The 23,262-nt window shown below is 54.7% G+C and carries 30 protein-coding genes; 12 read left to right on the plus strand and 18 right to left on the minus strand.

The genetic code is table 11. From position 1 onward, the window contains the following. Positions 1–620: 620 nt before the first annotated feature. A complete protein-coding gene (gene mtgA / locus PAG01S_RS15665) occupies positions 621–1,340 on the plus strand; it encodes a monofunctional biosynthetic peptidoglycan transglycosylase (protein ID WP_062759360.1) in 720 nt (239 codons plus the stop codon). Between the two features lie 3 nt (positions 1,341–1,343). Here the strand turns inward: mtgA and npr are convergent, their stop codons facing one another. The 11 genes from npr to PAG01S_RS15720 all read right to left on the minus strand — a co-directional run bounded on the left by npr (position 1,344) and on the right by PAG01S_RS15720 (position 9,324). Further along, entirely contained in the window at positions 1,344–1,616 is a 273-nt protein-coding gene (gene npr / locus PAG01S_RS15670) for a PTS phosphocarrier protein NPr (protein ID WP_010251923.1), read from the minus strand. Further along, a complete protein-coding gene (gene rapZ, locus PAG01S_RS15675) occupies positions 1,613–2,467 on the minus strand; it encodes an RNase adapter RapZ (RefSeq protein WP_010251920.1) in 855 nt (284 codons plus the stop codon). Before rapZ ends, npr begins: the two co-directional genes overlap by 4 nt. A gap of 47 nt (positions 2,468–2,514) precedes the next feature. After that, positions 2,515–2,994 carry a PTS IIA-like nitrogen regulatory protein PtsN gene (gene ptsN, locus PAG01S_RS15680; RefSeq protein WP_010251916.1) on the minus strand — a complete coding sequence of 160 codons (480 nt, stop codon included), beginning with the start codon at positions 2,992–2,994 and terminating at the stop codon, positions 2,515–2,517. 152 nt (positions 2,995–3,146) lie between these two features. Next, positions 3,147–3,434, minus strand: coding sequence for a ribosome hibernation promoting factor (hpf, locus tag PAG01S_RS15685; protein WP_010251913.1), 288 nt, complete (start codon positions 3,432–3,434; stop codon positions 3,147–3,149). A 21-nt stretch (positions 3,435–3,455) separates the two neighbouring features. Continuing rightward, positions 3,456–4,889, minus strand: a complete 1,434-nt coding sequence (gene rpoN, locus PAG01S_RS15690; protein WP_010251911.1) for an RNA polymerase factor sigma-54 — start codon at positions 4,887–4,889, stop codon at positions 3,456–3,458. Positions 4,890–4,937: 48 nt separating this feature from the next. Further along, positions 4,938–5,663 carry an LPS export ABC transporter ATP-binding protein gene (lptB, locus tag PAG01S_RS15695; protein WP_003851107.1) on the minus strand — a complete coding sequence of 242 codons (726 nt, stop codon included), beginning with the start codon at positions 5,661–5,663 and terminating at the stop codon, positions 4,938–4,940. A gap of 5 nt (positions 5,664–5,668) precedes the next feature. Then, positions 5,669–6,220, minus strand: coding sequence for a lipopolysaccharide ABC transporter substrate-binding protein LptA (lptA, locus tag PAG01S_RS15700; protein WP_039386959.1), 552 nt, complete (start codon positions 6,218–6,220; stop codon positions 5,669–5,671). Beyond that, a complete protein-coding gene (lptC, locus tag PAG01S_RS15705) occupies positions 6,195–6,767 on the minus strand; it encodes an LPS export ABC transporter periplasmic protein LptC (protein WP_010251907.1) in 573 nt (190 codons plus the stop codon). Before lptC ends, lptA begins: the two co-directional genes overlap by 26 nt. Continuing rightward, entirely contained in the window at positions 6,764–7,330 is a 567-nt protein-coding gene (gene kdsC / locus PAG01S_RS15710; RefSeq protein ID WP_010251905.1) for a 3-deoxy-manno-octulosonate-8-phosphatase KdsC, read from the minus strand. Before kdsC ends, lptC begins: the two co-directional genes overlap by 4 nt. A gap of 13 nt (positions 7,331–7,343) precedes the next feature. Then, positions 7,344–8,327, minus strand: a complete 984-nt coding sequence (kdsD, locus tag PAG01S_RS15715) for an arabinose-5-phosphate isomerase KdsD (RefSeq protein WP_010251903.1) — start codon at positions 8,325–8,327, stop codon at positions 7,344–7,346. A gap of 16 nt (positions 8,328–8,343) precedes the next feature. Beyond that, the gene (locus PAG01S_RS15720) at positions 8,344–9,324 is read right to left on the minus strand and encodes a calcium/sodium antiporter (protein WP_010251901.1); all 981 of its coding nucleotides are present in this window, start codon (positions 9,322–9,324) and stop codon (positions 8,344–8,346) included. On the opposite strand from PAG01S_RS15720, the gene PAG01S_RS22280 reads away from it, so the two are divergent. The 8 genes from PAG01S_RS22280 to murA all read left to right on the plus strand — a co-directional run bounded on the left by PAG01S_RS22280 (position 9,323) and on the right by murA (position 14,357). Then, positions 9,323–9,580, plus strand: a complete 258-nt coding sequence (locus tag PAG01S_RS22280) for a hypothetical protein (protein ID WP_124889623.1) — start codon at positions 9,323–9,325, stop codon at positions 9,578–9,580. The two genes, PAG01S_RS15720 and PAG01S_RS22280, sit on opposite strands and share 2 nt — an antisense overlap. Further along, on the plus strand, positions 9,552–10,367 hold the full coding sequence (gene mlaF, locus PAG01S_RS15725; RefSeq protein WP_010672012.1) for a phospholipid ABC transporter ATP-binding protein MlaF: 816 nt from the start codon (positions 9,552–9,554) through the stop codon (positions 10,365–10,367). The genes PAG01S_RS22280 and mlaF overlap by 29 nt, the downstream gene beginning before the upstream one ends. Positions 10,368–10,371: 4 nt before the next feature. Continuing rightward, positions 10,372–11,154 carry a lipid asymmetry maintenance ABC transporter permease subunit MlaE gene (gene mlaE / locus PAG01S_RS15730; RefSeq protein WP_010251894.1) on the plus strand — a complete coding sequence of 261 codons (783 nt, stop codon included), beginning with the start codon at positions 10,372–10,374 and terminating at the stop codon, positions 11,152–11,154. Positions 11,155–11,158: 4 nt separating this feature from the next. Further along, positions 11,159–11,704 carry an outer membrane lipid asymmetry maintenance protein MlaD gene (gene mlaD, locus PAG01S_RS15735; RefSeq protein WP_010251890.1) on the plus strand — a complete coding sequence of 182 codons (546 nt, stop codon included), beginning with the start codon at positions 11,159–11,161 and terminating at the stop codon, positions 11,702–11,704. A gap of 15 nt (positions 11,705–11,719) precedes the next feature. Then, on the plus strand, positions 11,720–12,355 hold the full coding sequence (mlaC, locus tag PAG01S_RS15740) for a phospholipid-binding protein MlaC (protein ID WP_010251887.1): 636 nt from the start codon (positions 11,720–11,722) through the stop codon (positions 12,353–12,355). Next, positions 12,355–12,660, plus strand: coding sequence for a lipid asymmetry maintenance protein MlaB (gene mlaB / locus PAG01S_RS15745; RefSeq protein ID WP_010251883.1), 306 nt, complete (start codon positions 12,355–12,357; stop codon positions 12,658–12,660). Before mlaC ends, mlaB begins: the two co-directional genes overlap by 1 nt. A 113-nt stretch (positions 12,661–12,773) precedes the next feature. After that, positions 12,774–13,031, plus strand: a complete 258-nt coding sequence (ibaG, locus tag PAG01S_RS15750; RefSeq protein WP_010251880.1) for a BolA family iron metabolism protein IbaG — start codon at positions 12,774–12,776, stop codon at positions 13,029–13,031. A gap of 66 nt (positions 13,032–13,097) precedes the next feature. After that, a complete protein-coding gene (gene murA / locus PAG01S_RS15755) occupies positions 13,098–14,357 on the plus strand; it encodes a UDP-N-acetylglucosamine 1-carboxyvinyltransferase (protein ID WP_010251868.1) in 1,260 nt (419 codons plus the stop codon). Positions 14,358–14,430: 73 nt separating this feature from the next. Here the strand turns inward: murA and PAG01S_RS15760 are convergent, their stop codons facing one another. After that, positions 14,431–14,715, minus strand: a complete 285-nt coding sequence (locus PAG01S_RS15760) for a helix-turn-helix domain-containing protein (RefSeq protein ID WP_022625265.1) — start codon at positions 14,713–14,715, stop codon at positions 14,431–14,433. A 237-nt stretch (positions 14,716–14,952) separates the two neighbouring features. Further along, complete coding sequence (gene ispB, locus PAG01S_RS15765) at positions 14,953–15,924, minus strand: octaprenyl diphosphate synthase (protein WP_031592018.1); 972 nt, start codon at positions 15,922–15,924, stop codon at positions 14,953–14,955. A 257-nt stretch (positions 15,925–16,181) separates the two neighbouring features. Between ispB and rplU the strand changes: the two genes are divergently transcribed. The 3 genes from rplU (at position 16,182) to cgtA (ending at position 18,181) form a co-directional block, all read left to right on the plus strand. Further along, the gene (gene rplU, locus PAG01S_RS15770) at positions 16,182–16,493 is read left to right on the plus strand and encodes a 50S ribosomal protein L21 (protein ID WP_008925416.1); all 312 of its coding nucleotides are present in this window, start codon (positions 16,182–16,184) and stop codon (positions 16,491–16,493) included. A gap of 15 nt (positions 16,494–16,508) precedes the next feature. Then, a complete protein-coding gene (gene rpmA / locus PAG01S_RS15775; protein ID WP_003851093.1) occupies positions 16,509–16,766 on the plus strand; it encodes a 50S ribosomal protein L27 in 258 nt (85 codons plus the stop codon). Positions 16,767–17,008: 242 nt separating this feature from the next. Further along, on the plus strand, positions 17,009–18,181 hold the full coding sequence (gene cgtA / locus PAG01S_RS15780) for an Obg family GTPase CgtA (RefSeq protein ID WP_003851092.1): 1,173 nt from the start codon (positions 17,009–17,011) through the stop codon (positions 18,179–18,181). Positions 18,182–18,253: 72 nt separating this feature from the next. Here the strand turns inward: cgtA and PAG01S_RS15785 are convergent, their stop codons facing one another. The 5 genes from PAG01S_RS15785 to PAG01S_RS15805 are packed head-to-tail and all read right to left on the minus strand — an operon-like array spanning position 18,254 to position 23,109. Beyond that, positions 18,254–18,673: a hotdog fold thioesterase gene (locus PAG01S_RS15785; RefSeq protein ID WP_029519501.1), complete on the minus strand. Its 420-nt coding sequence runs from the start codon at positions 18,671–18,673 to the stop codon at positions 18,254–18,256. Positions 18,674–18,675: 2 nt separating this feature from the next. Beyond that, positions 18,676–19,434 carry a 2,3-dihydro-2,3-dihydroxybenzoate dehydrogenase gene (gene dhbA / locus PAG01S_RS15790; RefSeq protein ID WP_062759361.1) on the minus strand — a complete coding sequence of 253 codons (759 nt, stop codon included), beginning with the start codon at positions 19,432–19,434 and terminating at the stop codon, positions 18,676–18,678. Then, entirely contained in the window at positions 19,431–20,285 is an 855-nt protein-coding gene (locus PAG01S_RS15795) for an isochorismatase family protein (RefSeq protein ID WP_052271178.1), read from the minus strand. Before PAG01S_RS15795 ends, dhbA begins: the two co-directional genes overlap by 4 nt. 18 nt (positions 20,286–20,303) lie before the next feature. Next, positions 20,304–21,920, minus strand: coding sequence for a (2,3-dihydroxybenzoyl)adenylate synthase (locus PAG01S_RS15800; RefSeq protein ID WP_010251844.1), 1,617 nt, complete (start codon positions 21,918–21,920; stop codon positions 20,304–20,306). Between the two features lie 10 nt (positions 21,921–21,930). Continuing rightward, positions 21,931–23,109: an isochorismate synthase gene (locus tag PAG01S_RS15805; protein WP_062759362.1), complete on the minus strand. Its 1,179-nt coding sequence runs from the start codon at positions 23,107–23,109 to the stop codon at positions 21,931–21,933. Between the last annotated feature and the right edge of the window lie 153 nt (positions 23,110–23,262).

Genomic DNA, 23,262 nt, shown 5'->3' on the forward strand with positions numbered 1-23,262 from the left:
TAATCAGTTTTACGCTTTTTCGTGTAGTTTTAATGCTGCCGGGCAGGGAAACTGAGGCTGAGCAGCACCAAAGTGAGCCGCCGTTAACATTTGCCTTTTGAGTGAGGCTAACGCGCTGATATTGCAAGCGCGCTGCCTGAAATGACACGAATTATCCAAAACGATTTGGAATGATAAAAAAGAATCTAAAAGTTTGTCCTTCTGTCGTTCTGCTATCAGGGTTATTACTGGAAGGAAATAGTGCCATTCTGGCAACCCGTGACGCCATTAAGCGCTGCTTATTTATCCGTTATAACGATAATTCTGATTAACCTTTGGGCGCGGCAGGATTAAGAAAATAATAACAGTTAAGCATGGTAAATGATTCATGCGGGCGCTTATTACTCATTATTAAGTGTTTATCTGGAAAGATGCTAAGCAATGGCAATGAATGGAACCGATTCCTTTTTTGCGGAAGTACTTGAACTATTTCGAACTGTTGCAGCATGTTGATGCAAAATGATTGAATAAAGTCTGGAAACAGCCTGTCAGTTTTCAGCGATAATCGTAAAAAGGCTGCTTTTTTAGCAGTGATTACATGAGTGATTGATTAACGTCTGAAACAAGTGTGGGAAGATTGCATGAACAAGCATAAAGGAAGCGTCGGACAGCGTATCGGACGTATTGTTGGTCGTATCGTACTGGTGTGGCTGGGAATATGGCTGGCGGGCATTTTACTCTTTTCGTTCTTACCCGTGCCGTTCTCAGCGGTGATGGCTGAACGACAGATCGGAGCCTGGTTACGCGGTGATTTTAGTTATGTCGCCCATTCAGACTGGGTCGGCCATGACGAGATTTCGCCCTGGATGGGGCTGGCCGTTATCGCCTCAGAAGATCAAAAGTTTCCCACCCATTGGGGCTTTGATGTGGCGGCGATTGAGTCTGTACTGGATAACAGCGATAGCCGGATGCGTGGGGCGTCCACGCTGTCTCAACAGACGGCGAAGAATCTGTTCCTCTGGGATGGTCGCAGCTGGGTGCGTAAAGGTCTGGAAGCGGGTCTGACGGTAGGAATTGAAACGGTCTGGACGAAGCGGCGTATTTTAACCGTCTATCTCAATATTGCGGAGTTCGGGCCGGGCATCTTTGGCGTTGAGGCGGCTTCTCAGCGTTACTTCCATAAGCCTGCCAGCCGGCTGACCGCAGCAGATGCCGCCTTACTGGCAGCGGTGCTGCCTAATCCGATACGTTATCGTGCTGCTGCACCCTCAGGCTATGTCAGAGAGCGGCAGCAGTGGATACTGCGTCAGATGCGCCAGCTTGGCGGGGAAGGCTTCCTGCAGCGTAATCAGCTCGATTAAGCGTTAATCTTCATCGAAACCCGCTTCAAATAACTCAATGACCGCTGCCAGCGCCGGGATCTCCTCCGGGCCGCTGGCTTCAATCTCAATGTGGCCGCCTTTTGCCGAGTCGAGCATCAGCAGCGCAATCACGCTGCTGGCTTCGGCTTCAGTGCCCGCTTCATTACGCAGTAATACTTCGGCATCAAAGCTCTGCACCAGCTCAAATAACTTCATCGCCGGACGTGCATGCATGCCCAGCTTATTTTTGATTTCTACAGTTTGTCTGACGGTCATGATTTGCGCTTTTCCAGCGTACGATGGCGTGACTGCACATTCTTACCCCGTGAACGGAAGTAATCTGCCAGCTGTTCTGCAATATAGACTGAGCGGTGTTTACCGCCGGTGCAGCCAATCGCCACGGTAAGATAGCTACGGTTATTGGTCTCCAGCATCGGCAGCCAGAGTTCAAGGTAGCTGCGCGTCTGGTAGATAAAATTATGCACTTCGGTGTGGCGATCAAGGAAGGCCGCCACAGGACGATCGAGGCCGGTCATCGGGCGCAGTTTGGGATCCCAGTGGGGGTTGGGCAGAAAGCGCACGTCAAATACATAGTCAGCGTCAATCGGAATGCCATGCTTGAAGCCAAACGACTCAAACACCATGGTCAGCTCACGTTCACGCTTGCCCAGCAGGCGGGTACGCAGCATCTCTGCCAGCTCATGCACCGACATCTCTGAGGTGTCGATGATCAGATCGGCACGTGAACGAAGTGGCTCCAGCAGATCGCTCTCTTCATCAATCGCGCTCTCCAGCGAGAGGTTTTTGCTGGAGAGGGGATGCAGACGGCGCGTATCGCTGTAACGACGAATCAGGGTGTTGCGATCGGCGTCGAGAAACAGCAGCTGAGGGGAAAATGTATCAGGCAGATTATTCAGTGCGGTTTCAAAAATTTCCGGGGATTCGGGCATATTACGCACGTCGATGCTGACCGCCGCCGAAATATTGCGCTCAGCCAGCGAGTTAGCTAACTCAGGCAGCAGCACGACCGGCAGGTTATCAACGCAGTAGAACCCCATATCTTCCAGCGCACGGAGCGCCACTGACTTCCCCGAGCCTGAACGACCGCTAACGATCATCAGCACCATGACCTTCTCTCCCGTTTTAAAACCGGCACCGGGCCGGTAAAGACGCGTTACTGCTCCGACTGGACTTCCGTAATAATGGCATAGAGCTCTTCATCACTCTGCGCTGCGCGCAGACGACGGCAAACCGTTTTATCTGCCAGACGCTTTGCCACCAGTGACAGGGTGTGCAGATGTGTTTTGCACTGGTCAGCCGGGACCAGTAAGGCAAACAACAGATCGACCGGCTGGTTGTCGACGGCATCAAACGCAATCGGCTGTTCGAGGCTGATAAACACCCCAACCGCGCGCAGCGTATCCTCTTCCAGCTTGCCGTGCGGGATGGCTATCCCGTTACCAATACCGGTACTGCCCATGCGTTCGCGGGTCAGGATCGCTTCGAAAAGCGTCTGGTGCGGCAGGTTGAGCTGCTTAGCGGCCAGTTCGCTGATGATTTCCAGCGCACGTTTTTTGCTCTGGCAGTGGACGCCGCTGCGGGTGCAGTCTGGCGAAAGCACTGTGCTCAATTCCAGTGTGAGATCGTTGTTCATTATCGTTTCACTTGCGTGTTCACCAGGCCATTCACCGCCAGCGCGTATTGACGCGTGTGACAAACGGCGCCTGCTCAGATGACAAAACGGGGCGGATTATCCGCCCCATCCTGTCGGCTCTGCGCGCCAGGCGCGCGTCGCTAGCGTGAAGGTTAGTGTTTTTTCAGTTTATCTTTGTGTTTGGTCAGCTGACGGGTGAGCTTATCGATCAGTCCGTCAATGGCCGCATACATATCTTCCGCTTCGGATGTGGCGTGCAGCTCGCCACCATTCACGTGTAGTGTTGCGTCAGCCACCTGCGTGACTTTCTCAACCTTCAGGACAATATAGACCTGATTGATATGTTCAAAATAGTGTTCCAGTTTGGCAAATTTACCGTTGACGAATTCACGCAGAGGTGGAGTGATTTCAACGTGTTGCCCGGTCAGGTTCAGCTGCATAGGTCTTCCTTCTCATTTCTTTCAAACCAGTTGTTTACGCTGGTTCGATGGCGGGATGGATAAAGACTCACGATATTTGGCGACGGTACGCCGTGCCACCATGATCCCCTGATCAGATAACATGGAGGTCAGTTTACTGTCGCTCAAGGGTTTGGCTGGATTTTCCGCCGAAATTAATTTTTTCACCAGGGCACGAATCGCGGTAGAGGAGGCTTCACCGCCACCTTCCGTATTAACGTGACTGGAGAAAAAGTACTTCAGTTCAAAAATGCCACGCGGGCTGTGCAGATACTTCTGCGTGGTAACGCGGGAGATGGTCGATTCGTGCATCTCAACGGCCTGGGCGATATCCGCCAGCACCATCGGGCGCATAAATTCTTCACCCTGCTCGAAAAAGGCCTGCTGCTGCTCAACAATACAGCGCGTCACTTTCAGCAGGGTATCATTGCGGCTTTCCAGACTCTTAATCAGCCAGCGGGCTTCCTGCAGATTACTGCGAATGAACTGGCTGTCGCTGTCGTTCCGCGTCGCGCCGCTCATTGCCGCATAGTGCTGATTGATCTTCAGGCGTGGCACGCTATCGGCATTGAGTTCAACCGTCCAGCGGCTGCCGATCTTACGCACCAGCACATCGGGAATGACATATTCTGGTTCGCCGGTGTTGATCGACTGACCCGGACGCGGGTCCAGCGACTGAATCAGCAGCATCGCCTCTTTCAGCACCTCTTCTTTGAGGCGTGTGACCCGCATCAGGCTGCGGAAATCGTGGTTTGCCAGCAGATCGAGATGTTCGCTGACGATCAGGCGCGCCTCTGCCAGCATCGGCGTTTCGGGCGCATATTGTGAAAGCTGCACCAGCAGGCAGTCACGCAGGTCGCGCGCGCCAACACCAATCGGGTCAAAGCGCTGGATGCGTTTCAGCACCGCTTCAACTTCATCCGCTTCGAGCTCATCATCGCCGATGCTGTCAAGGATCTCCTCAAGCGAAACGGTGAGATACCCGGTGTCATCAATAGCATCGACAATAGAGGTGGCAATGGCGCGATCGGTATCGCTGAACGGCGTCAGGCCGACCTGCCACATCAGATAATCCTGCAGCGACTGGGTTGTTTCGCCCTGATAAACCGGTAACTCATCATCCTGGTAATCGGTGCCGGTGCCGGAAGGCGTACCCGCGGTGTAGATCTCATCCCAGGTCGCATCCAGCGGCAGTTCATCAGGCATCTCTTTCTGCTCAAGCGCTTCGCGTGTATCCAGCGCCTCGGCCTCTGAAGACTCCCGTGAATCGATCTCTTCATGCAGGTCAGTCTGCTCAAGCAGCGGATTACTTTCCAGCGCAAGCTGAAGCTCCTGCTGGAGTTCAAGCGTAGAGAGTTGCAGCAGGCGAATCGCCTGTTGCAATTGCGGAGTCATTGCCAGCTGTTGGCTGAACCTGAGTTGTAAACCTTGCTTCATAGACAGGATGATCGTTCCCAGGTAAACATCGGTATTAACGACACCTTATCAGAGTCTGAACTCTTCACCCAAATAAACCCGCTTAACCTGCTCATCCGCAAGAATTTCATTCGGTGTGCCGTGTGCGATCAGGTGCCCCTGGCTGACGATATAAGCCCGCTCACAGACCGCTAACGTTTCGCGTACGTTATGGTCGGTAATCAGCACACCGAGGCCGCTGTCACGCAGATGCTCAATGATCTTCTTAATGTCGATAACGGAGATGGGGTCAACACCGGCAAAAGGTTCATCCAGCAGGATAAATTTAGGATTAGCCGCCAGTGCCCGCGCAATCTCAACACGACGTCGCTCACCACCTGAAAGTGCCTGGCCCATGCTGTCGCGCAGGTGCTCAATGTGAAACTCTTCCATCAGCTCACGGGCACGATCCTGGCGTTGCTCTTCGGTCAGATCGTCACGGATCTGCAAGACCGCCATCAGGTTATCGTAGACGCTGAGGCGACGGAAGATCGATGCCTCCTGCGGCAGATAGCCGATGCCACGACGCGCACGGGCATGCAGCGGCAGGATACTGATATCTTCATCATCAATAATAATGCGGCCAGCGTCACGCGGCACAATGCCCACTACCATGTAAAAGGTGGTGGTTTTACCGGCACCGTTCGGGCCCAGCAGGCCGACAATCTCGCCGGATTTTACCTGCAGGCTGACATCTTCTACCACGCGACGGCCTTTATATGCCTTCGCCAGGTTTTCTGCGATTAATGTGGCCATAGCTATCAGTTACTCTTCTTTCCGCTGTTGGACGAACCTTTGTCCTGAAGTTGCGACGGCACCAGTACAGTCGTGACGCGCTTGTTCTGGCCCTGACTGAAAGCCTGCATTTTCTGCTCTTTCACCAGGTAGGTAATACGATCGCCTTTGATGTTGCTGTCCTGCTGCTCAATGAACGCATTGCCGGTCAGTTCAACGAAATCGTTAGCCAGTTCATAGTGCAGTTTTGCGGCATGGCCCTGCACCGGCTTACCGCTGTCCTGCATCTGATAGAAGGTGGCGGGATTACCGTAGGCGTCAACGATGGTTTTCTTGCTGTCGCCGCCCGGACGGGTCACCACGACTTTATCTGCCGTGATTTTAATTGAGCCCTGCGTCACGATGACATTGCCGGTAAAGGTCGCGACATTGCCTTGCAAATCCAGCGCCTGATTCTGCGAGTCAATATTGACGGGCTTGTCCGAGTCACCGGTCAGAGCCAGCGCCGGAACGCTGGTTGCCAGCAGCAGGCTGGCCACTAAAAGCTTCAGGCTATTTTTGTTCATTTTGAATTTCATAAGAGGTTTTGACCTTCTCGATTAACTCGGCGTTTTTTGTCCGTAAATTGCCGCGCATTTTCATGCCGGTGGAGTTAAAACTGCGGCCATACAATGTCACCTGGTCATCAGAGGTAACATCCTGAGTGACAAGATTAATCTGGGCGTTATCGGTTTTGATCCGCTCAAGCTGAGAATCCTGCGTCAGCGTATTCAGCTCAACATGGCCATACAGGTAAAGCATACGATCTTTGGTGAGCTTTGCTTTATCCGCGCGTAACGTCCAGGTAGGGATTTTGTTCTCATCAAAGGTGGTCATGACCGGATTGTCGAACCAGCTCAGTTCATCATCCGAGAAATAGGTCACTTTGTCAGAGACCAGTTTATATGACAGCGCGCCCTGCGGGTTATAAACCACAGTGTGTGAATCAGCACTGGTATAGGTCGGTGACTGACTGTCCGTCCCGACTGGCGTGCCATCGTCATCCTGGTTAGTAAGATTCCAGCCGATCAAAACCAGTGCAATCAAGGTCAGAATCAGCGTTATCCAACGCCTGCTTTTACTCATACTGATTGCCCTTTGGCATCCTCAAATTTGTTCTGCGCCATTAAGATCAGGTCACATACTTCGCGAACTGCACCGCGTCCACCGGCAATCCGCGTGACATAATGCGCGCGCGGCAACAGGATCGGATGTGCATCCGCCACCGCCACGCTTAAACCCACTTTCGCCATAACCGGCCAGTCGATCAGATCGTCACCGATGTAGGCGACCTGGTCGTCGGAAAGAGACAGTTTATCCAGAAGTTCACGATAGGCCAAAAGCTTATCCGATTGTCCCTGATAAAGATGACGGATGCCGAGCGTTTTGCAGCGATCTTCCATCAGACGGGCATTGCGGCCGGTAATAATAGCCACTTCCACATCGGAGGTCAGCAAACAGCGAACGCCGTAACCGTCCCGCACGTTGAATGCCTTCAGCTCTTCGCCATTATTCCCCATGTAGATCACTCCGTCGGACATCACGCCATCGACATCGCAGATCAGCAGACGAATCCTGCTGGCGCGCGCCATAACGTCAGCGCTGACCGGGCCGTAGCAGGTTTCAATCGGGTGGGTTGCCTGTTGCATTTTCTCTTCCTGTTCAGACTACGCCAGCGCGCAGCATGTCATGCATATGTACCACACCGAGCAGATGGTCGTCATCGGCCACCAGAATCGAGGTAATGTTTTTGGTCTGCATCAGGTTCAGGGCTTCCACCGCCAGCATATTAGGCCGGACGCGGATGCCACCTGGCGTCATCACTTCCCCGATGGTGGCGCGCTGGAAATCGATGCCCATATCAAAGATGCGGCGCAGGTCACCATCGGTAAAGATACCTTCAATTTTCATCAGGTCGTCGACGATCACCGTCAGCCCCAGATTTTTGCGGGTAATCTCCAGCAGCGCATCGCGCAGCGAGGCGTCCCGTGTGACGTGCGGCAGTTCATCGCCACTGTGCATGATATCAGCCACATGCAGCAGCAGTTTACGACCCAGCGCACCGCCAGGATGGGACAAAGCAAAGTCTTCGGCGGTGAAGCCGCGCGCTTCCAGCAGCGAAACCGCCAGCGCGTCACCCATCACCAGCGTGGCCGTGGTGCTGGTGGTCGGTGCCAGACCCAGCGGGCAGGCTTCCTGCGGAACATGGACACACAGATGCACATCGGCAACCCGGCCCATCGCACTGTCAGGCCTTCCGGTCATGCAGATCAGCGTAATGTGCTGACGCTTTAAAACCGGAATCAGCGCGAGGATTTCGTTCGACTCACCGCTGTTGGAGATGGCGATGACCACATCATTTTTGCTCACCATGCCCAGATCGCCATGGCTGGCTTCGGCCGGATGAACAAAAAAAGCGGGCGTGCCGGTACTGGCAAAGGTCGCCGCCATTTTTTTGCCGATATGGCCAGACTTGCCCATGCCCATCACCACCACTTTACCCTGACAGGCGTAGATCAGGGCGCAGGCGCGGGCGAAATCGTCGTTAATATATTGATCGAGTTGTTCCAGACCTTCGCGCTCAATGCGCAGTACGGTTTTCCCCGCCTGCTGGAAATCAAATGCTGTTGGTTGCTGATATGACATAGTGAGTCTGTCCTTGTTAGCCGTCCATGAATGCCGGCTGCATCCACAGCAGCGTCACCCAGACGAAGAAACCACAGAGTAAAAATAAGCCTGCCGTTCGGCCAACGCGGCGGCGACGTAGCAGGCAGAGCAGGGCAAACAGCACGCTGACTCCCAGCATCACCCAGTAATCACGGGCGAAGGCGTGATAATCGACACTGCCAGGGTGAATCAGCGCCGGCAGACCCAGCACAATGGCAATATTATAAATGTTGGCGCCGATCAGATTGCCGATCGCGATATCATCTTCGCCTTTCAGCGCACCGGCAATAACCGTTGCCAGCTCGGGCAGGCTGGTGCCCACGGCGATCAGCGTCAGGCCCATCACCAGTTCGCTGACGCCAAAATAGTCGGCAAACGCCGTGGCATTGTCGATCACCATTCGTGTCGACATCGGCAGGATAATCAGCGCGACGGCCAGCCAGAGAAAGGCCACCGTATTTCCGCTCTCTTCGCGTGGCAGCTCGGCCAGCTGCTCGCGGGTCAGGGTGTCGTTGTTATCCCGTTCTGCTTTACGCGCAATGCGAATCACCACCATCAGATAAATCGCGGCAATGGCGATCAGGCCTATTCCATCCAGTCGACTAAGCTGATTGTCAAACAGCATGAAACCGCTGAGCAGGGTAACCAGCAACATTAACGGCAGTTCACGGCGTATCAGATTAGAATGGACGCTGAGCGGGTGCATAAGCGCAGCGGCACCCAGGATGAGTAAAATATTGGTAATATTCGAGCCGAGCGCGGTGCCAACAGCAAGATCCATCTGGCCATGCTGCGCGGCGGAAAAGGAGAGGATCATCTCTGGCAGCGAGGTGCCGATGCTGACAACGGTCATGCCAATAATCAGTGGCGGGATGCCAAATGATCGACACAGTATAGAGGCGCTAAACACCAGACGATCGGCACCATATGCCAGTAAAAGCAAACCGATAATCAGCAGTGCAGAAGCTACGAACATGAAAAATCCTTGCGTAAAAACCCAGGCCGGCAATGCCTTTCCCGACCGGTTTAAGGTTCTGTTTGGCGAGACAGGCGCTGATTTTGACCGTCCGGACGGCAAAAGTAAATTTAATGACCATTTTCGCCAAATCTTAGCGGTAAGTTTCTGTAAAGCTATCGTGAATCAGGACCGAACAGGCTACCATCGTACCCCATGTTTACGCCCGATCCTTACAAGAGGTTATAATGATCCAGCAGCAATCGAATCTGGTTGAGGTTCGTGGCGTGAGTTTTTCGCGCGGAGATCGCACCATCTTCGATGACATTTCGCTGACCGTGCCAAAAGGCAAAGTGACGGCGATAATGGGGCCGTCGGGGATAGGAAAAACCACGCTGCTACGCTTGATTGGGGGGCAACTTCAGCCGACCCGCGGTGAAATCTTTTTCCGTGGTGAAAACATTCCGTCATTGTCTCGCACTAAATTGTACGAAGCGCGCAAAAAAATGAGCATGCTGTTCCAGTCTGGCGCGCTGTTTACTGACCTGACGGTCTATGAAAATGTTGCCTGGCCGCTGCGTGAACATACCCGTCTGCCTCCTCCGCTGCTGCACAGCACAGTGCTGATGAAGCTGGAAGCGGTGGGTCTGCGTGGCGCGGCCCAGCTGAAGCCCGCGGAGCTGTCGGGCGGAATGGCGCGTCGTGTGGCACTGGCGCGCGCTATCGCGCTGGAGCCGGAACTGATCATGTTTGATGAGCCTTTCGTCGGTCAGGATCCGATCACGATGGGCGTGCTGGTAAAACTCATTGATGAACTGAACCATGCTCTGGGCCTGACCTGTATTGTGGTCTCGCACGACGTACCGGAAGTACTGAGTATTGCGGACTATGCCTATATCGTGGCCGGACAAAAAATTATCGCACACGGCACCACGCCGGAGTTGCGAGCGAACAATGACCCGCGCGTTCGCCAGTTTATTGATGGCGATGCGGATGGTCCGGTTCCCTTCCGTTTTCCTGCCGGCGACTATCTCGCTGATTTAACCGGCTCAGGGAGTAACTAAACTGATGGTGTTGAAGGCGCTGGCGACATTTGGACGTCAGGGAATTGAAACGTGCGCCAGTTTTGGACGCGCAGGACTCATGCTCTTTCATGCGCTGGTGGGCAAGCCAGCGTTCCGCAGACACACGCCGCTACTGATTAAACAACTTTATAGCGTCGGCGTGCTGTCGCTGCTGATCATCGTGGTTTCCGGTCTGTTTATCGGCATGGTGCTTGGCCTTCAGGGTTATCTGGTCTTAAACACCTATGGCGCGGAAACCAGCCTCGGTATGCTGGTGGCGCTGTCATTGCTGCGCGAACTGGGGCCGGTTGTGACCGCGCTGCTGTTCGCCGGACGGGCAGGGTCTGCGCTGACCGCCGAAATCGGCCTGATGAAGGCCACCGAACAGCTCTCCAGTATGGAGATGATGGCGGTTGACCCGTTGCGCCGGGTGGTCTCGCCGCGCTTCTGGGCCGGTTTTATCAGTATGCCGTTACTGACGCTAATTTTTACCGCGGTAGGGATTGCCGGTGGGGCGCTGGTCGGGGTGAGCTGGAAAGGGATTGATCCTGGTTTCTTCTGGTCGGCGATGCAGAATGCCGTCGATTTTCGTGCCGATGTGGTTAACTGCCTGATTAAAAGTGCGGTATTTGCCATTACCGTGACGTGGATTGCGCTGTTTAACGGCTATGATGCGATTCCAACCTCTGAAGGGATCAGTCGCGCGACGACGCGCACTGTGGTGCACGCGTCACTGGCGGTGCTCGGATTGGATTTTGTGCTGACAGCACTGATGTTTGGGAATTGATGCAATGCAAAGCAAAAAAAGCGAAATCTGGGTTGGCATATTTATGATTATGGCGTTGCTGGCGGCGCTGTTTCTCGCGCTGCGCGTCGCCGATTTAAAGTCAATGGGCACCGAGCCGACGTGGAAGCTCTACGCCACCTTTGACAATATTGGTGGTCTCAAAGCCAGTTCGCCGGTCAAGATTGGTGGGGTGGTGATTGGCCGGGTGACCGACATTGAGTTAGAGCCGAAAACGCTGCTGCCGCGTGTCACCATGGACATCAGCGATCAGTATGCGAATAAAATTTCAGACACCAGCTCGCTGGCGGTTCGCACTCAGGGACTACTGGGTGAGCAATTCCTGGCACTCAATTTAGGATTTGACGATCCTGAACTGGGTTCGGCGATGCTGAAAGATGGCGATACGCTGCGCGATACGAAATCCGCCATGGTGCTCGAAGACCTGATCGGTCAGTTCCTTTATAAGAGCGGCGATAATAAACAAAACAGTGAAAACAAGGATGCGCAGGAAGGCGACAGTGCTGCGCCTGCGGCACCGGCTCAACCTTAAAGAAGAGGGTATACCATGTTTAAACGTTTACTGATGATTGCCATGCTGGTGGTTGCGGTACCGCTGACGGCAACCGCAGCCGATCAGAGCAACCCCTACAAACTGATGAATGAAGCGGCGCAAAAGACGTTCACCCGTCTGAAAAACGAGCAGCCGAAAATCAAGCAGGACCCTAACTACCTGCGTCAGATTGTGCGTCAGGAGCTGCTGCCTTATGTGCAGATCAAATATGCGGGCGCGTTAGTGCTGGGCCGCTACTATCGTGATTCCACGCCCGCTCAGCGTGAAGCCTACTTCAGCGCCTTTGGTGACTATCTGGCGCAGGCTTATGGTCAGGCACTGGCACTGTACAACGGACAGAGCTACCAGATTCAACCTGAGCAGCCGTTAGGCGATGCCCAGATTGTCGCTATTCGCGTTTCCATTATCGATCCAAATGGCCGTCCACCGGTTCGCCTCGACTTCCAGTGGCGTAAAAACAGCCAGAGCGGTAACTGGCAGGCGTATGACATGATCGCTGAAGGCGTCAGCATGATCACCACCAAACAAAATGAGTGGAGCGATCTGTTACGTACCAAAGGTATCGATGGTCTGACGGCGCAGCTGAAATCTTCTGCGGCACAGCCAATCACGCTGGATAAACAACAATAATGCACGAATCGTTACGCTGGGAGCGGGAAGCCAGCACGCTATTACTGAAAGGCGAACTGGATCGCGACACGTTGATGAGCCTGTGGCAGCAACGTGAAACGCTGATTAAAGATGTCGATACCATCGACGTCGCGGCGCTGGAGCGTGTGGACTCTTCCGGGCTTGCCCTGCTGGTGCATCTGCGGGAAATCGCGCGGGCACAGGGTATTACCCCTCGCTTTACGGGCATCAGCGACAAACTGCATTCGCTGATTACGCTTTACAATCTGCAACAGATTATTGTTTCTGCGGATAAAAGCGCCTGATATCCGGTTGTTATGCTAAGCCCCTGTTTTCAACAGGGGCTTTTGCGTATTTAAGAGTCAGCCGCTTTCCTCTACTATGTCAGCCTTATTATTATTAAGTGAAGTTAAGCCCAATGGAAAACAGTGAAATTCAGGCCGTGCTGATGGCAGCATTGCCTTTAGACGAAGTGCATGTGATGAGCAATGATGGCAGCCATTTTCAGGTGATCGCCGTAGGCGAACTGTTTGGCGAACTGAGCCGCGTGAAAAAGCAGCAGGCTGTCTACGCGCCGCTGATGGAATTTATCGCGGATAACCGCATTCATGCTGTCTCTATCAAAACCTATACTCCCGCTGAATGGGCGCGTGACCGTAAACTCAACGGTTTCTGATCCCCAGCGGGGTGAACTCGTCGCTGGCGAGTCCAATCTTTAGCTAGTTAATTGAGAGCCGTGTTAATGGACAAATTTCGTGTGCAAGGCCCCACCCGCTTAAGTGGTGAAGTAACCATTTCCGGGGCAAAGAACGCCGCGCTTCCTATTCTGTTTGCTGCGCTGCTGGCTGAAGAGCCGGTCGAGATCCAGAATGTGCCAAAGCTGCGCGACATTGATACCACCATGAAGCTGCTGAGCCAGCTGGGTGCGAAGGTGGAACGCAACGGTTCTGTGCATGTCGATGCCAGCGCGGTAGATGTATTTTGTGCGCCTTACGATCTGGTCAAAACCATGCGTGCCTCAATCTGGGCGCTGGGCCCGCTGGTGGCGCGTTTTGGTCAGGGTCAGGTTTCCCTGCCGGGTGGCTGCGCTATCGGCGCGCGTCCGGTTGATCTGCACATTACCGGTCTTGAACAGCTGGGTGCCGAGATCAAGCTGGAAGAGGGCTACGTGAAAGCGTCAGTCAATGGCCGCCTGAAGGGCGCACTGATTGTCATGGACAAAATCAGCGTCGGCGCGACCGTGACCATCATGAGTGCTGCGACGCTGGCGACCGGTACCACCGTGATTGAGAATGCGGCGCGTGAGCCGGAAATTGTCGATACCGCCAACTTCCTTAACACCCTGGGCGCCAGAATCAGTGGTGCAGGCAGCGATAAAATCACCATCGAAGGCGTAGAGCGTCTGGGTGGCGGTGTTTATCGTGTCCTGCCGGATCGTATCGAAACCGGTACCTTCCTGGTGGCTGCCGCCATTTCGGGTGGCAAAGTGATGTGTCACAAAACCCAGCCGGATACGCTGGATGCTGTGCTGGCCAAGCTGCGTGATGCGGGTGCCGATATCGAAACCGGCGAAGACTGGATCAGTCTGGATATGCACGGCAAGCGGCCAAAAGCGGTCAATGTGCGCACTGCACCGCATCCAGGTTTCCCGACCGATATGCAGGCGCAGTTCACACTGTTAAACATGGTTGCGGAAGGCACGGGCGTGATTACCGAAACCATTTTCGAAAACCGTTTCATGCATATCCCGGAACTGATTCGTATGGGCGGACATGCTGAGATTGAGAGCAACACGGCGATCTGTCATGGGGTTGAAACCCTGTCAGGTGCGCAGGTGATGGCGACCGATTTGCGTGCGTCTGCCAGCCTGGTTCTGGCTGGTTGTATTGCGGAAGGAACGACGTTCGTTGATCGCATTTATCACATCGATCGTGGCTATGAGCACATCGAAGATAAGCTGAAAGCCATGGGCGCAAACATCGAGCGCGTCAGCGAAGAGTAATCCCGCAGATGCTCTGAAAGAGCCAGCCCCCTTTGGGGGCTGGTTTTTTTTCGCCTGAGGATCGCCTGAGTTTTCAGGCGGTATCGGAATGATCGACAGGCGCCCGGATACGTTTTCTGCGATCCAGCAGGCAGTGGGTCTCGGGATCGTAATAGCGGCTGGGCCAGATCTCACAAGGATGAACCTTGATCGCGTCAGCGATCAACCATTCGCCCTTGGGCCATGGACGCGTGAGCGCATTAGCCAGCGTTGATGAACTGAGACCTGCTGCGCGTGATAGCGCCGCGAGTGTCATTCCACGCTTATGCAGCGCCGCGATAATGTCAGCCGGGTGCCAGTCTTCCATCCTTTTTTGCATATCCTGTTCTCCTTTTCCCTGTCATTGCGTCGTCCAGCAGGACGTGAGCTTTCCTTTTTACCGTTATCTGGAAAGATTGAGGTTTTTATAGCAAATAGTTCCCATTAGTTTCCAGTAATATTTGGATCCAGCATCTGATCTGTGGGGTGGCATGCAAAAGGAGTGCAACAGCTAAGAGATAACAAAAAGAAGTGAGAGCAGGGACGTAAAACGGAGCCTGTCAGGCTCCGTGAGGGATCAGAAATCGCGCTGAACTGACATGTGCGCCAGCGACTCCAGCGCACTGCGCCACGGCGATTCGGGCAGAATACGCAAGGCGTCAATGGCTTTATCCGCTTCCTGTTCGGCGCGGCTGCGCGTCCATTCGAGTGAACCACACTGATTCATCGCTTCCAGTACCGGTTCCAGCAGATGGCGGCCATTTCCCTGCTCAATGGCTTCACGGATCATCTTCGCCTGCTCAGGTGAGCCGTGCTGCATAGCATGCAGCAGTGGCAGCGTGGGTTTGCCTTCACTCAGATCATCGCCGGTATTTTTGCCCAGCGTCTCGCCGTCAGCACTGTAATCCAGTAAGTCGTCAATTAACTGGAAAGCGGTGCCCAGATAGCGCCCATAATCCTGTAGCGCTTTTTCCTCTTCAGGTGTGGCTTCAGCCAGTATCGCCGAGGCCTGCGAGGCCGCTTCAAACAGACGCGCGGTCTTGCTGTAAATCACGCGCATGTAACTCTCTTCGGTGATGTCGGGATCGTTGACGTTCATCAGCTGCAGGACTTCGCCCTCAGCAATCACGTTTACCGCTTCTGACATCAGCGCCAGGATACGCAGCGAACCCATGCTGGTCATCATCTGGAAGGCGCGGGTGTAAATAAAATCACCGACCAGCACGCTTGCCGCATTGCCAAACGCCGCGTTCGCGGTCGCTTTGCCACGACGCATATCGGATTCATCCACGACATCGTCATGCAGCAGCGTGGCGGTGTGGATAAATTCGATCAGCGCCGCATTGGTCACGTGCAGATCGCCCTTGTAGCCCATGGCACGTGCGGATAGCACGGCAATCATGGGACGGATACGCTTGCCCCCACCACTGATGATGTAGTAGCCCAACTGGTTGATGAGCGAGACATCTGAATTCAGCTGGTCGAGGATGGTCTGGTTAACGGCAGCCATATCCTGTGCGGTTAATTCATTAATCTGTTCTAAGTTCATTCGTCTTTTCAGCTATGACTCGTTATCTCTGCCATGGTAAGTGCTTTTACCCAGCCAGCGTTCAGGTAATCTGTTACTGATTGTACTTGAATTTTCTGCCTGAGAAACGGTTGCATTCAGCCTGTGTTTTTTTTCTGCAAGAGTGTGCAAAGTGCTCTTGTCTTCTTCTGGAGTTTTGCGTAGAATTCGCGCCCTATTGTGAATATTTAGCGCGCCGCCTGATGAACTAAAAGGCAAGCGCAGAAGCGGAGTTTTATATGTACGCGGTTTTCCAAAGTGGTGGTAAACAACACCGAGTAAGCGAAGGTCAGACCGTTCGCCTGGAAAAGCTGGACATCGCAACCGGTGAAACGATTGAGTTTGACCAGGTTCTGATGATTGCTAATGGCGAAGACGTGAAAATCGGCGCGCCACTGGTTTCAGGCGGAATGATCAAGGCAGAAGTTGTTGCTCACGGTCGTGGCGAGAAAATTAAGATCGTTAAGTTTCGTCGTCGTAAGCACTACCGTAAGCAAGCAGGCCATCGCCAGTGGTTCACTGATGTGAAAATCACTGGTATCACGGCATAAGAGGAGATCTGACAAATGGCACATAAAAAGGCTGGTGGTTCGACTCGAAATGGTCGTGACTCCAATGCAAAACGTCTGGGTGTAAAACGTTTCGGTGGCGAATCTGTTCTGGCAGGTAGCATCATCGTTCGTCAGCGTGGTACCAAATTCCACGCCGGTACCAATGTAGGTTGTGGTCGTGACCACACCCTGTTTGCTACCGCAGACGGTAAAGTACAGTTCGAAGTTAAAGGTCCGAACAACCGTAAATACATCAGCATCGTTGCTGAGTAAGGTTGTCGTGACGCAGACGTTTAACGTCTGAACGCACGAATTGAAGGCCCCGCAGCTCCTGCGGGGCTTTTTACATTCTGCGGTCTGTTGCGGTAAAAGCGACGCATCACAAAAGTTTGCTGTACACTTTATGTACGCACTGGCGAAAGCCAATCCTGATTTATCCGCCGCTGGTCAGCGCAGAAGACCCTGGCGGACCCGTCTGCAGAGTGCTGCAGGCGATTGTGTGACGGAGATAGAAAATGAAGTTTGTAGATGAAGCGACAATTTTGGTCGTCGCCGGTGATGGCGGTAATGGTTGCGTAAGCTTCCGCCGCGAAAAATATATCCCGAGAGGCGGCCCTGATGGGGGTGATGGCGGTGACGGCGGTGACGTTTATCTGATCGCTGATGAAAACCTCAACACCCTTATCGATTATCGTTTCGAAAAATCTTTCCGCGCCGAGCGTGGGCAGAACGGCCAGAGCCGCGACTGTACTGGCAAACGCGGTAAAGATATCGAAGTTAAAGTGCCGGTCGGCACCCGGGTTATCGATCAGGGTACCGGCGAGACACTGGGCGACATGACGCGGCACGGCCAGAAACTGATGGTCGGCAAAGGCGGCTGGCATGGCCTGGGTAACACCCGCTTTAAATCATCTGTAAACCGCAGTCCGCGCCAGAAAACCATGGGTACCCCAGGTGAAAAGCGCGATCTGCAGCTGGAGCTGATGCTGCTGGCAGATGTCGGGATGCTGGGCTTACCGAATGCCGGTAAATCGACCTTTATCCGTGCCGTATCGGCAGCGAAGCCAAAAGTGGCGGACTATCCGTTTACCACGCTGGTGCCGAGCCTGGGCGTGGTTCGTATGGACAGCGAGCAGAGCTTCGTCGTGGCCGATATCCCTGGCCTGATTGAAGGCGCAGCCGATGGCGCAGGCCTCGGCATTCGCTTCCTGAAGCACCTTGAGCGCTGCCGCGTGTTGCTGCACCTGATCGACATCGACCCCATCGATGAAAGCGATCCGGTTGAAAATGCCCGCATCATTCTCGGCGAGCTGGAAAAGTACAGCGAGAAGCTGTTCAACAAGCCACGCTGGCTGGTCTTCAACAAAATTGATCTGATCAGTGAAGAAGAGGCGCAGTCACGGGCTAAAGCGGTGGCTGAAGCACTGGGCTGGGAAGATAAGTATTACCTGATTTCTGCCGCAAGCCGTACCGGTGTCAACGAACTCTGCTGGGACGTGATGAGCTTCATCAACGCTAATCCGAAAGAAGCGGAGCTTGAAGAGAAGCAGCCGGAGAAAGTGGAGTTCATGTGGGACGATTACCACAAAGAAACCATTGAAAACACGGTTGAAGTGGAAGATGAAGAGTGGGATGACGACTGGGATGATGAAGACGACGAAGGCGTTGAAATTATCTATCAGCGTTAACCGATCGCCTGCTACAGCGTGATATGCAATGCCCCCTTTCAGGCCTGAAAGGGGGCATTGTTCTTTCTGCAGCTAGCTCATCACCGCCACACTCAGTCGCGCACTGCAGCACAGCTGATCCCGACCGTTCCGAATCTCAATCTGCCAGCTCTGACTGCGTTTACCCAGATGCAGTGGACGGCAAATTCCCCGCACCAGACCGGCAGAAACCGCACGATGATGGCTGGCATTCACTTCTACGCCAACCACGCTGCTGCCTTCCTCAACCGCCAGATATCCGGCAATTGAGCCCATCGACTCCGCCAGCACCACGGACGCACCGCCATGCAGCAGCCCGAACGGCTGTTGCGTACGGGCATCGACCGGCATCGTCGCTTCCAGATAATCATCACCTATCAGGGTAAAAACGATACCCAGATGGGCCACCAGAGAGTTCTCACCCAGCGCATTCAGGGCGGGAAGATCAATGGATCGCTTCCAGATCGCTGTCATTATCAGGCTCCCAGGGTTGCGCCACCATCAACCACAATATCCTGCAGCGTCACATGGCTGGCAAGATCCGACGCGAGAAACAATACGGTGGCTGCAATTTCCTGCGGCTGCGCGATCTTGCCCAGCGGGATACCCAGCTTGAACTGATCCGGGAAGCCGGCAATCATCTCCTGCTCACCCGTCGGTGTGTGCCACAGGCTGCGCTGCATATCGGTGTCGGTGGAACCCGGTGAAACGATGTTGCAACGGACGCCATAGGGCGCCATCTCCAGACCCACGGTCTGACAGAGACTGCGCAGCGCCGCTTTTGAAGCGCCATAAGCGGACATGCCAATACGCGGGGCATGAGCCGAATTAGACGCGACGGTGACGATGGCACCGGCGCGCTGTTCGCGAAAGCGTGGCAATGTTTGCTGGAACAGATTAAACGCGCCGCCCGCATTGACGTTAAGACACGCCTGCCAGTCGGCAAACGACAGCTCATCGGTGGCACCAATCCGTAAGATACCGGCTGCGTTGACCAGCACATCAATGCGCGGTTGCACGGCCAATACGCGCTGGCAGATCGTTTTGACCTGCGCCGGATCGGCCACATCCATCGTGTGGCAGGGATACGGGTAATCATGGCCCTTAAAACGTTGATCAAAGGCCTCGACCTGTGCGCCAGCCTGATGAAAGGCTAACGCAGTATGATAGCCGATGCCCTGGCCGGCACCGGTTACCCAGACGATTTTACCGCTGAAGTCGAATGTGTGGCTCATTTCGCCGGCTCCCGCGTCAGCAGCGCCCACCAGCCATCAATGCTCGGATTTTTCGCCAGGCTGACGAAATCGATATCACGATGTACCTGACGCCAGCGTGCCGCCAGCGCCATCACGCGTACTGAGTCCAGACCGTAATCAATCAGGTTTTCATCATCTTCCGGCACCTCATCATCTTCCAGCAGCGGCAGGATCAACGCGCGCAAATCATCTTTGCTGAGTGGCACAGGCATCAGATCGGCGGTCATCACCACTTTTCCGCTACGGCCCGCGGTGTAGGTCAGCGCCATCATATGTTCCTCACGGCTGAAGTCAGCCAGCGCATCGGCCACCATAAACGGCTGAATATTGCGCATAAACGCATCGGTGGCGGTGGTCAGGCAGCCAATATGGGCATAGACGCCGGTGATAATCAGCTGATCGCGACCCATCTCCTGCAGGATCGACTCCAGCGGCGAGCGGTGAAATGCACTGTAGCGCCATTTGGTCAGGACCTGATCGTCCTCATCCGGTGCCAGCGCATCCACGATCTTCTGCTGATCGGGATGTTTATTCAGGCCCGGTCCCCACATGTCGTTGAGCAGCGCACGATCTTCATCGCTCTGCGCGTTTGGCTGAGCGGTGTAAAACACCGGAATACCCTGCGCTTTGCAGTAGCGACGCAGCCGGGCAATATTGTCGACTACCTGCTCAACCAGCGGGCTATTTTCGCCCCAGAAGTTGAGAAAATAGCGCTGCATATCGTGGATCAGCAGGGCGGCGCGGTCCGGCTCCAGCATCCATTTCACTTTGTTGTTGGGCAACTCGGTGGCGGCTGGCAGTGGATAAGAGGTCAGTTGTGGAATAGCCATTGAAAATCTCCGGACAGATCAGGCTTGCGCTTGTTGATCGGCAAGTTGTTGGCGCAGACGTTTTTTGTCCACCTTTCCGACCGCGGTCAGCGGCAGGGCATCTACGCAGGTAATACGGTCGGGCAGCTTAAATTCTGCCACGCCAAGTTCACGCAGGTGACGACGCAGCGCCACCGGTTTAACCGGCTGACGGGTGACGATAAAGGCACAACTCTTTTCACCCATCAGCTCGTCGCTCATGGAGACCAGCGCAGCGTGGATCACATCCGCATGGCGCTGCAGCAGGTTTTCGATCTCTTCGGCTGCGATCTTTTCGCCGCCCCGGTTGATCTGATCTTTCTCCCGGCCCTGCACGATGATGTTGCCAGAGGGCGTGATCTCAATCAGATCGCCAGAGCAGTAAAAGCCCTGGTCATCGAAGCTGGCGGCGTTATGTTCCGGGCTGTTGTAGTAGCCGCGGAAGGTATAAGGACCACGCGTCATCAGGCGACCGATGGAGCCTGCTGGCAATGGGTTACCCTGATCGTCGGCGACCCACACCTCGTCATCCGGGGAGATCGGGCGTCCCTGCGTGGTGAGAATGGTCTGCTCATCGTCATCCAGTCGGGTGTAGTTCACCAGACCTTCCGCCATACCAAATACCTGCTGCAGGGTGCAGCCGATCTCGTTCTGGATGCGCGCGGCCAGCGTTTCGCCCAGCTTTGCGCCACCGACCTGAATGCGTTGCAGCGAGGCCAGCGCAGCATTGCTGCCCCATTCCTGAATCGCCTGCAGCCAGAGACTGGCGGCGGGCGGAACCAGGCCGGTATCGGTGACCTGATGCTTTTCAATCAGCGGGAAGCAGAGCGTTGCGCTGGGATCGGCGGCTAAGATCACCTGTCCGCCCGCGTAAAAAACGCCCAGCGCGCCCGGCGAACTCATCGGGAAGTTATGCGCGGCGGGCAGGGCGATCAGGTAGCGGGTGTCGGCGGTAACATCGCAGATAACGTCACTCTCACGGATGCTGTAGTAGTAATCATTATGGGTACGTGGGATCAGTTTCGGTGTACCGGTACTGCCACCCGACAGCTGGAAAAAGGCGACTTCATCGCCTGCGGTCGGGGTTGCGATGAAGTTGCCCGCGGGTTCAGCCAGCAGGGCGTCGAGGCTGTTTTCCGTCTGAGCATCATTACGCAGGATCACCTGTTGGAGTGAACGCTGATCGCGGCGAAGTTGCGCAATAAACGCATCATCGGCGAACAGTGCGTGGCTGCGATCGGCAATTAACAGGCTCGGCGAGATCTGACTGGCATAGGCGGCCAGTTCGGTGCGCTGATGGCTGAACAGGGCGTTAACCGGGGCAACGCCGATTTTGAACAGGGCAAACAGCGTCAGGTAAAATTCCGCCACGTTGCCAAGCTGCACCAGCGCCGTATCGCCTGACTTCAGGCCGCGACGCTGCAATGCCGCGGCCAGGTTGTCACTCAGCGCCGCCAGCTGGCGATAGGTAAATTGCCGTTCGCCATCAATCACCGCTACGCTCTCGCTGTCGCGATGACGTTCCAGGATATCGGTCATCGGCAGATCGAGCCAGTAGCCTTTTTCACGGTAACGTGCGGCCAGATCGTCCGGCCAGCGGCTGTAGGAAATCGTCATACAGGTTCCTTTATTGCAGTCCAAAAGCGCGAAGCATGGTGTCGAGTTTGACGCCGGTTTCACGCCATTCTGATTCAGGTTGTGAGTCCGCTACGATGCCTGCGCCCGCAAACAGCCGCACCCGCGGGCCATTCACCGTACCGCAGCGAATGGTGACGACCCATTCGCCATTGCCCTGATCGTCACACCAGCCGACGATGCCGCCAAACAGCTGACGTTCAAATGGCTCCAGTCGCTGAATCAGCGCCTGAGCACGCTGATGCGGGAAGCCGCTGAGGGCCGGTGTCGGATGCAGCAGACAGGCCAGTGACAGCGCATTTTCGCGATCGTCCAGCACGTCACCCTGAATCTGCGTAGCGAGATGCCACAATGTTGCGGTGGTCAGCAGTGAAGGTGTCTCGGGGACCGACAGCAGGCGGCTGCGCGGTTGCAGCGTCGCGCGCATCGCATCCGTGACCAGCTTATGCTCATGACGATCTTTTGCTGAGTGCATCAGGCTGTCGCCAGAGGCCTGGTCACGCTGCGGATCGCGATGACGCGGCGCTGAACCGGCCAGCGGACAGGAGCTGAACTGGCGGCCCTGCTTACGAATCATCAGTTCCGGGCTGGCGCCAACCAGCGCGCCACCATCGGGCAGTGGCAGATGAAAGTGATAGCTGTTAGGGTTCTGCGCCACGATGCGCTGCATCAGGGCGGCCGTATCAACCGGCTGTTCCGCCACGATATCCATCAGCCGCGACAACACCACTTTATCCAGATCGCCGCGCTGCGTAGCCGCCACCGCCTGCGCAACCATGTCGATGAAAATGTCATGGTCCGGCACCGCCGTGCGGCGACGCACCTGCGGCAGTTCAGCCTCAGTTAGAGAGGCACTGGCGTTGAGATCGTCACGGTTAAAGGTCTGATACGACTCAGGGATAAACAGCGCAGCGGGCTGATCCACGTCGAAGGGGATTGCACCCACCAGAATGGGATGGGCAATGCCCTGTTTTCTGGCTGAAGCAAAATGGTGCTGTAGTTGCTGCTGAAACTCCCCTGTCAGCTGCTCACCCTGCCTCACCGGCGCGGTAAGGGTAGTAAAACAGCCCTGTGTGGTCAGGCTTTGCCAGGGAGAGGTAAACAGAAAGCCACGGCAGAGTGCCGGGAAATCCTGCAACAAGGGATGTTCAAACGCCAGCGATTCCACCATAATTTCCACCTATAAATGATAAGATAACTAATAATGATTATCATTTGTATTGTGGGCCAGTAACCTACGTTGATTAGCCGAAAGTGTCAATAATTACGCGGCGATTCAGCTGGTATGGCCGGTTAAATCAGCACAAATGGTCTCTCTCTTTTT

Origin of the sequence: Pantoea agglomerans NBRC 102470, assembly GCF_001598475.1 — a bacterium.
In the GTDB taxonomy this organism is placed as follows: Bacteria; Pseudomonadota; Gammaproteobacteria; order Enterobacterales; family Enterobacteriaceae; genus Pantoea; species Pantoea agglomerans.

What these genes read in the sequence shown, in the direction of transcription:
- mtgA (WP_062759360.1), top strand. Translation starts at nt 621, where the DNA reads ATGAACAAGCATAAAGGAAGCGTCGGACAGCGTATCGGACGTATTGTT.
- npr (WP_010251923.1), bottom strand. Translation starts at nt 1,616, where the DNA reads ATGACCGTCAGACAAACTGTAGAAATCAAAAATAAGCTGGGCATGCAT.
- rapZ (WP_010251920.1), bottom strand. Translation starts at nt 2,467, where the DNA reads ATGGTGCTGATGATCGTTAGCGGTCGTTCAGGCTCGGGGAAGTCAGTG.
- ptsN (WP_010251916.1), bottom strand. Translation starts at nt 2,994, where the DNA reads ATGAACAACGATCTCACACTGGAATTGAGCACAGTGCTTTCGCCAGAC.
- hpf (WP_010251913.1), bottom strand. Translation starts at nt 3,434, where the DNA reads ATGCAGCTGAACCTGACCGGGCAACACGTTGAAATCACTCCACCTCTG.
- rpoN (WP_010251911.1), bottom strand. Translation starts at nt 4,889, where the DNA reads ATGAAGCAAGGTTTACAACTCAGGTTCAGCCAACAGCTGGCAATGACT.
- lptB (WP_003851107.1), bottom strand. Translation starts at nt 5,663, where the DNA reads ATGGCCACATTAATCGCAGAAAACCTGGCGAAGGCATATAAAGGCCGT.
- lptA (WP_039386959.1), bottom strand. Translation starts at nt 6,220, where the DNA reads ATGAAATTCAAAATGAACAAAAATAGCCTGAAGCTTTTAGTGGCCAGC.
- lptC (WP_010251907.1), bottom strand. Translation starts at nt 6,767, where the DNA reads ATGAGTAAAAGCAGGCGTTGGATAACGCTGATTCTGACCTTGATTGCA.
- kdsC (WP_010251905.1), bottom strand. Translation starts at nt 7,330, where the DNA reads ATGCAACAGGCAACCCACCCGATTGAAACCTGCTACGGCCCGGTCAGC.
- kdsD (WP_010251903.1), bottom strand. Translation starts at nt 8,327, where the DNA reads ATGTCATATCAGCAACCAACAGCATTTGATTTCCAGCAGGCGGGGAAA.
- PAG01S_RS22280 (WP_124889623.1), top strand. Translation starts at nt 9,323, where the DNA reads ATGAAAAATCCTTGCGTAAAAACCCAGGCCGGCAATGCCTTTCCCGAC.
- PAG01S_RS15720 (WP_010251901.1), bottom strand. Translation starts at nt 9,324, where the DNA reads ATGTTCGTAGCTTCTGCACTGCTGATTATCGGTTTGCTTTTACTGGCA.
- mlaF (WP_010672012.1), top strand. Translation starts at nt 9,552, where the DNA reads ATGATCCAGCAGCAATCGAATCTGGTTGAGGTTCGTGGCGTGAGTTTT.
- mlaE (WP_010251894.1), top strand. Translation starts at nt 10,372, where the DNA reads ATGGTGTTGAAGGCGCTGGCGACATTTGGACGTCAGGGAATTGAAACG.
- mlaD (WP_010251890.1), top strand. Translation starts at nt 11,159, where the DNA reads ATGCAAAGCAAAAAAAGCGAAATCTGGGTTGGCATATTTATGATTATG.
- mlaC (WP_010251887.1), top strand. Translation starts at nt 11,720, where the DNA reads ATGTTTAAACGTTTACTGATGATTGCCATGCTGGTGGTTGCGGTACCG.
- mlaB (WP_010251883.1), top strand. Translation starts at nt 12,355, where the DNA reads ATGCACGAATCGTTACGCTGGGAGCGGGAAGCCAGCACGCTATTACTG.
- ibaG (WP_010251880.1), top strand. Translation starts at nt 12,774, where the DNA reads ATGGAAAACAGTGAAATTCAGGCCGTGCTGATGGCAGCATTGCCTTTA.
- murA (WP_010251868.1), top strand. Translation starts at nt 13,098, where the DNA reads ATGGACAAATTTCGTGTGCAAGGCCCCACCCGCTTAAGTGGTGAAGTA.
- PAG01S_RS15760 (WP_022625265.1), bottom strand. Translation starts at nt 14,715, where the DNA reads ATGCAAAAAAGGATGGAAGACTGGCACCCGGCTGACATTATCGCGGCG.
- ispB (WP_031592018.1), bottom strand. Translation starts at nt 15,924, where the DNA reads ATGAACTTAGAACAGATTAATGAATTAACCGCACAGGATATGGCTGCC.
- rplU (WP_008925416.1), top strand. Translation starts at nt 16,182, where the DNA reads ATGTACGCGGTTTTCCAAAGTGGTGGTAAACAACACCGAGTAAGCGAA.
- rpmA (WP_003851093.1), top strand. Translation starts at nt 16,509, where the DNA reads ATGGCACATAAAAAGGCTGGTGGTTCGACTCGAAATGGTCGTGACTCC.
- cgtA (WP_003851092.1), top strand. Translation starts at nt 17,009, where the DNA reads ATGAAGTTTGTAGATGAAGCGACAATTTTGGTCGTCGCCGGTGATGGC.
- PAG01S_RS15785 (WP_029519501.1), bottom strand. Translation starts at nt 18,673, where the DNA reads ATGACAGCGATCTGGAAGCGATCCATTGATCTTCCCGCCCTGAATGCG.
- dhbA (WP_062759361.1), bottom strand. Translation starts at nt 19,434, where the DNA reads ATGAGCCACACATTCGACTTCAGCGGTAAAATCGTCTGGGTAACCGGT.
- PAG01S_RS15795 (WP_052271178.1), bottom strand. Translation starts at nt 20,285, where the DNA reads ATGGCTATTCCACAACTGACCTCTTATCCACTGCCAGCCGCCACCGAG.
- PAG01S_RS15800 (WP_010251844.1), bottom strand. Translation starts at nt 21,920, where the DNA reads ATGACGATTTCCTACAGCCGCTGGCCGGACGATCTGGCCGCACGTTAC.
- PAG01S_RS15805 (WP_062759362.1), bottom strand. Translation starts at nt 23,109, where the DNA reads ATGGTGGAATCGCTGGCGTTTGAACATCCCTTGTTGCAGGATTTCCCG.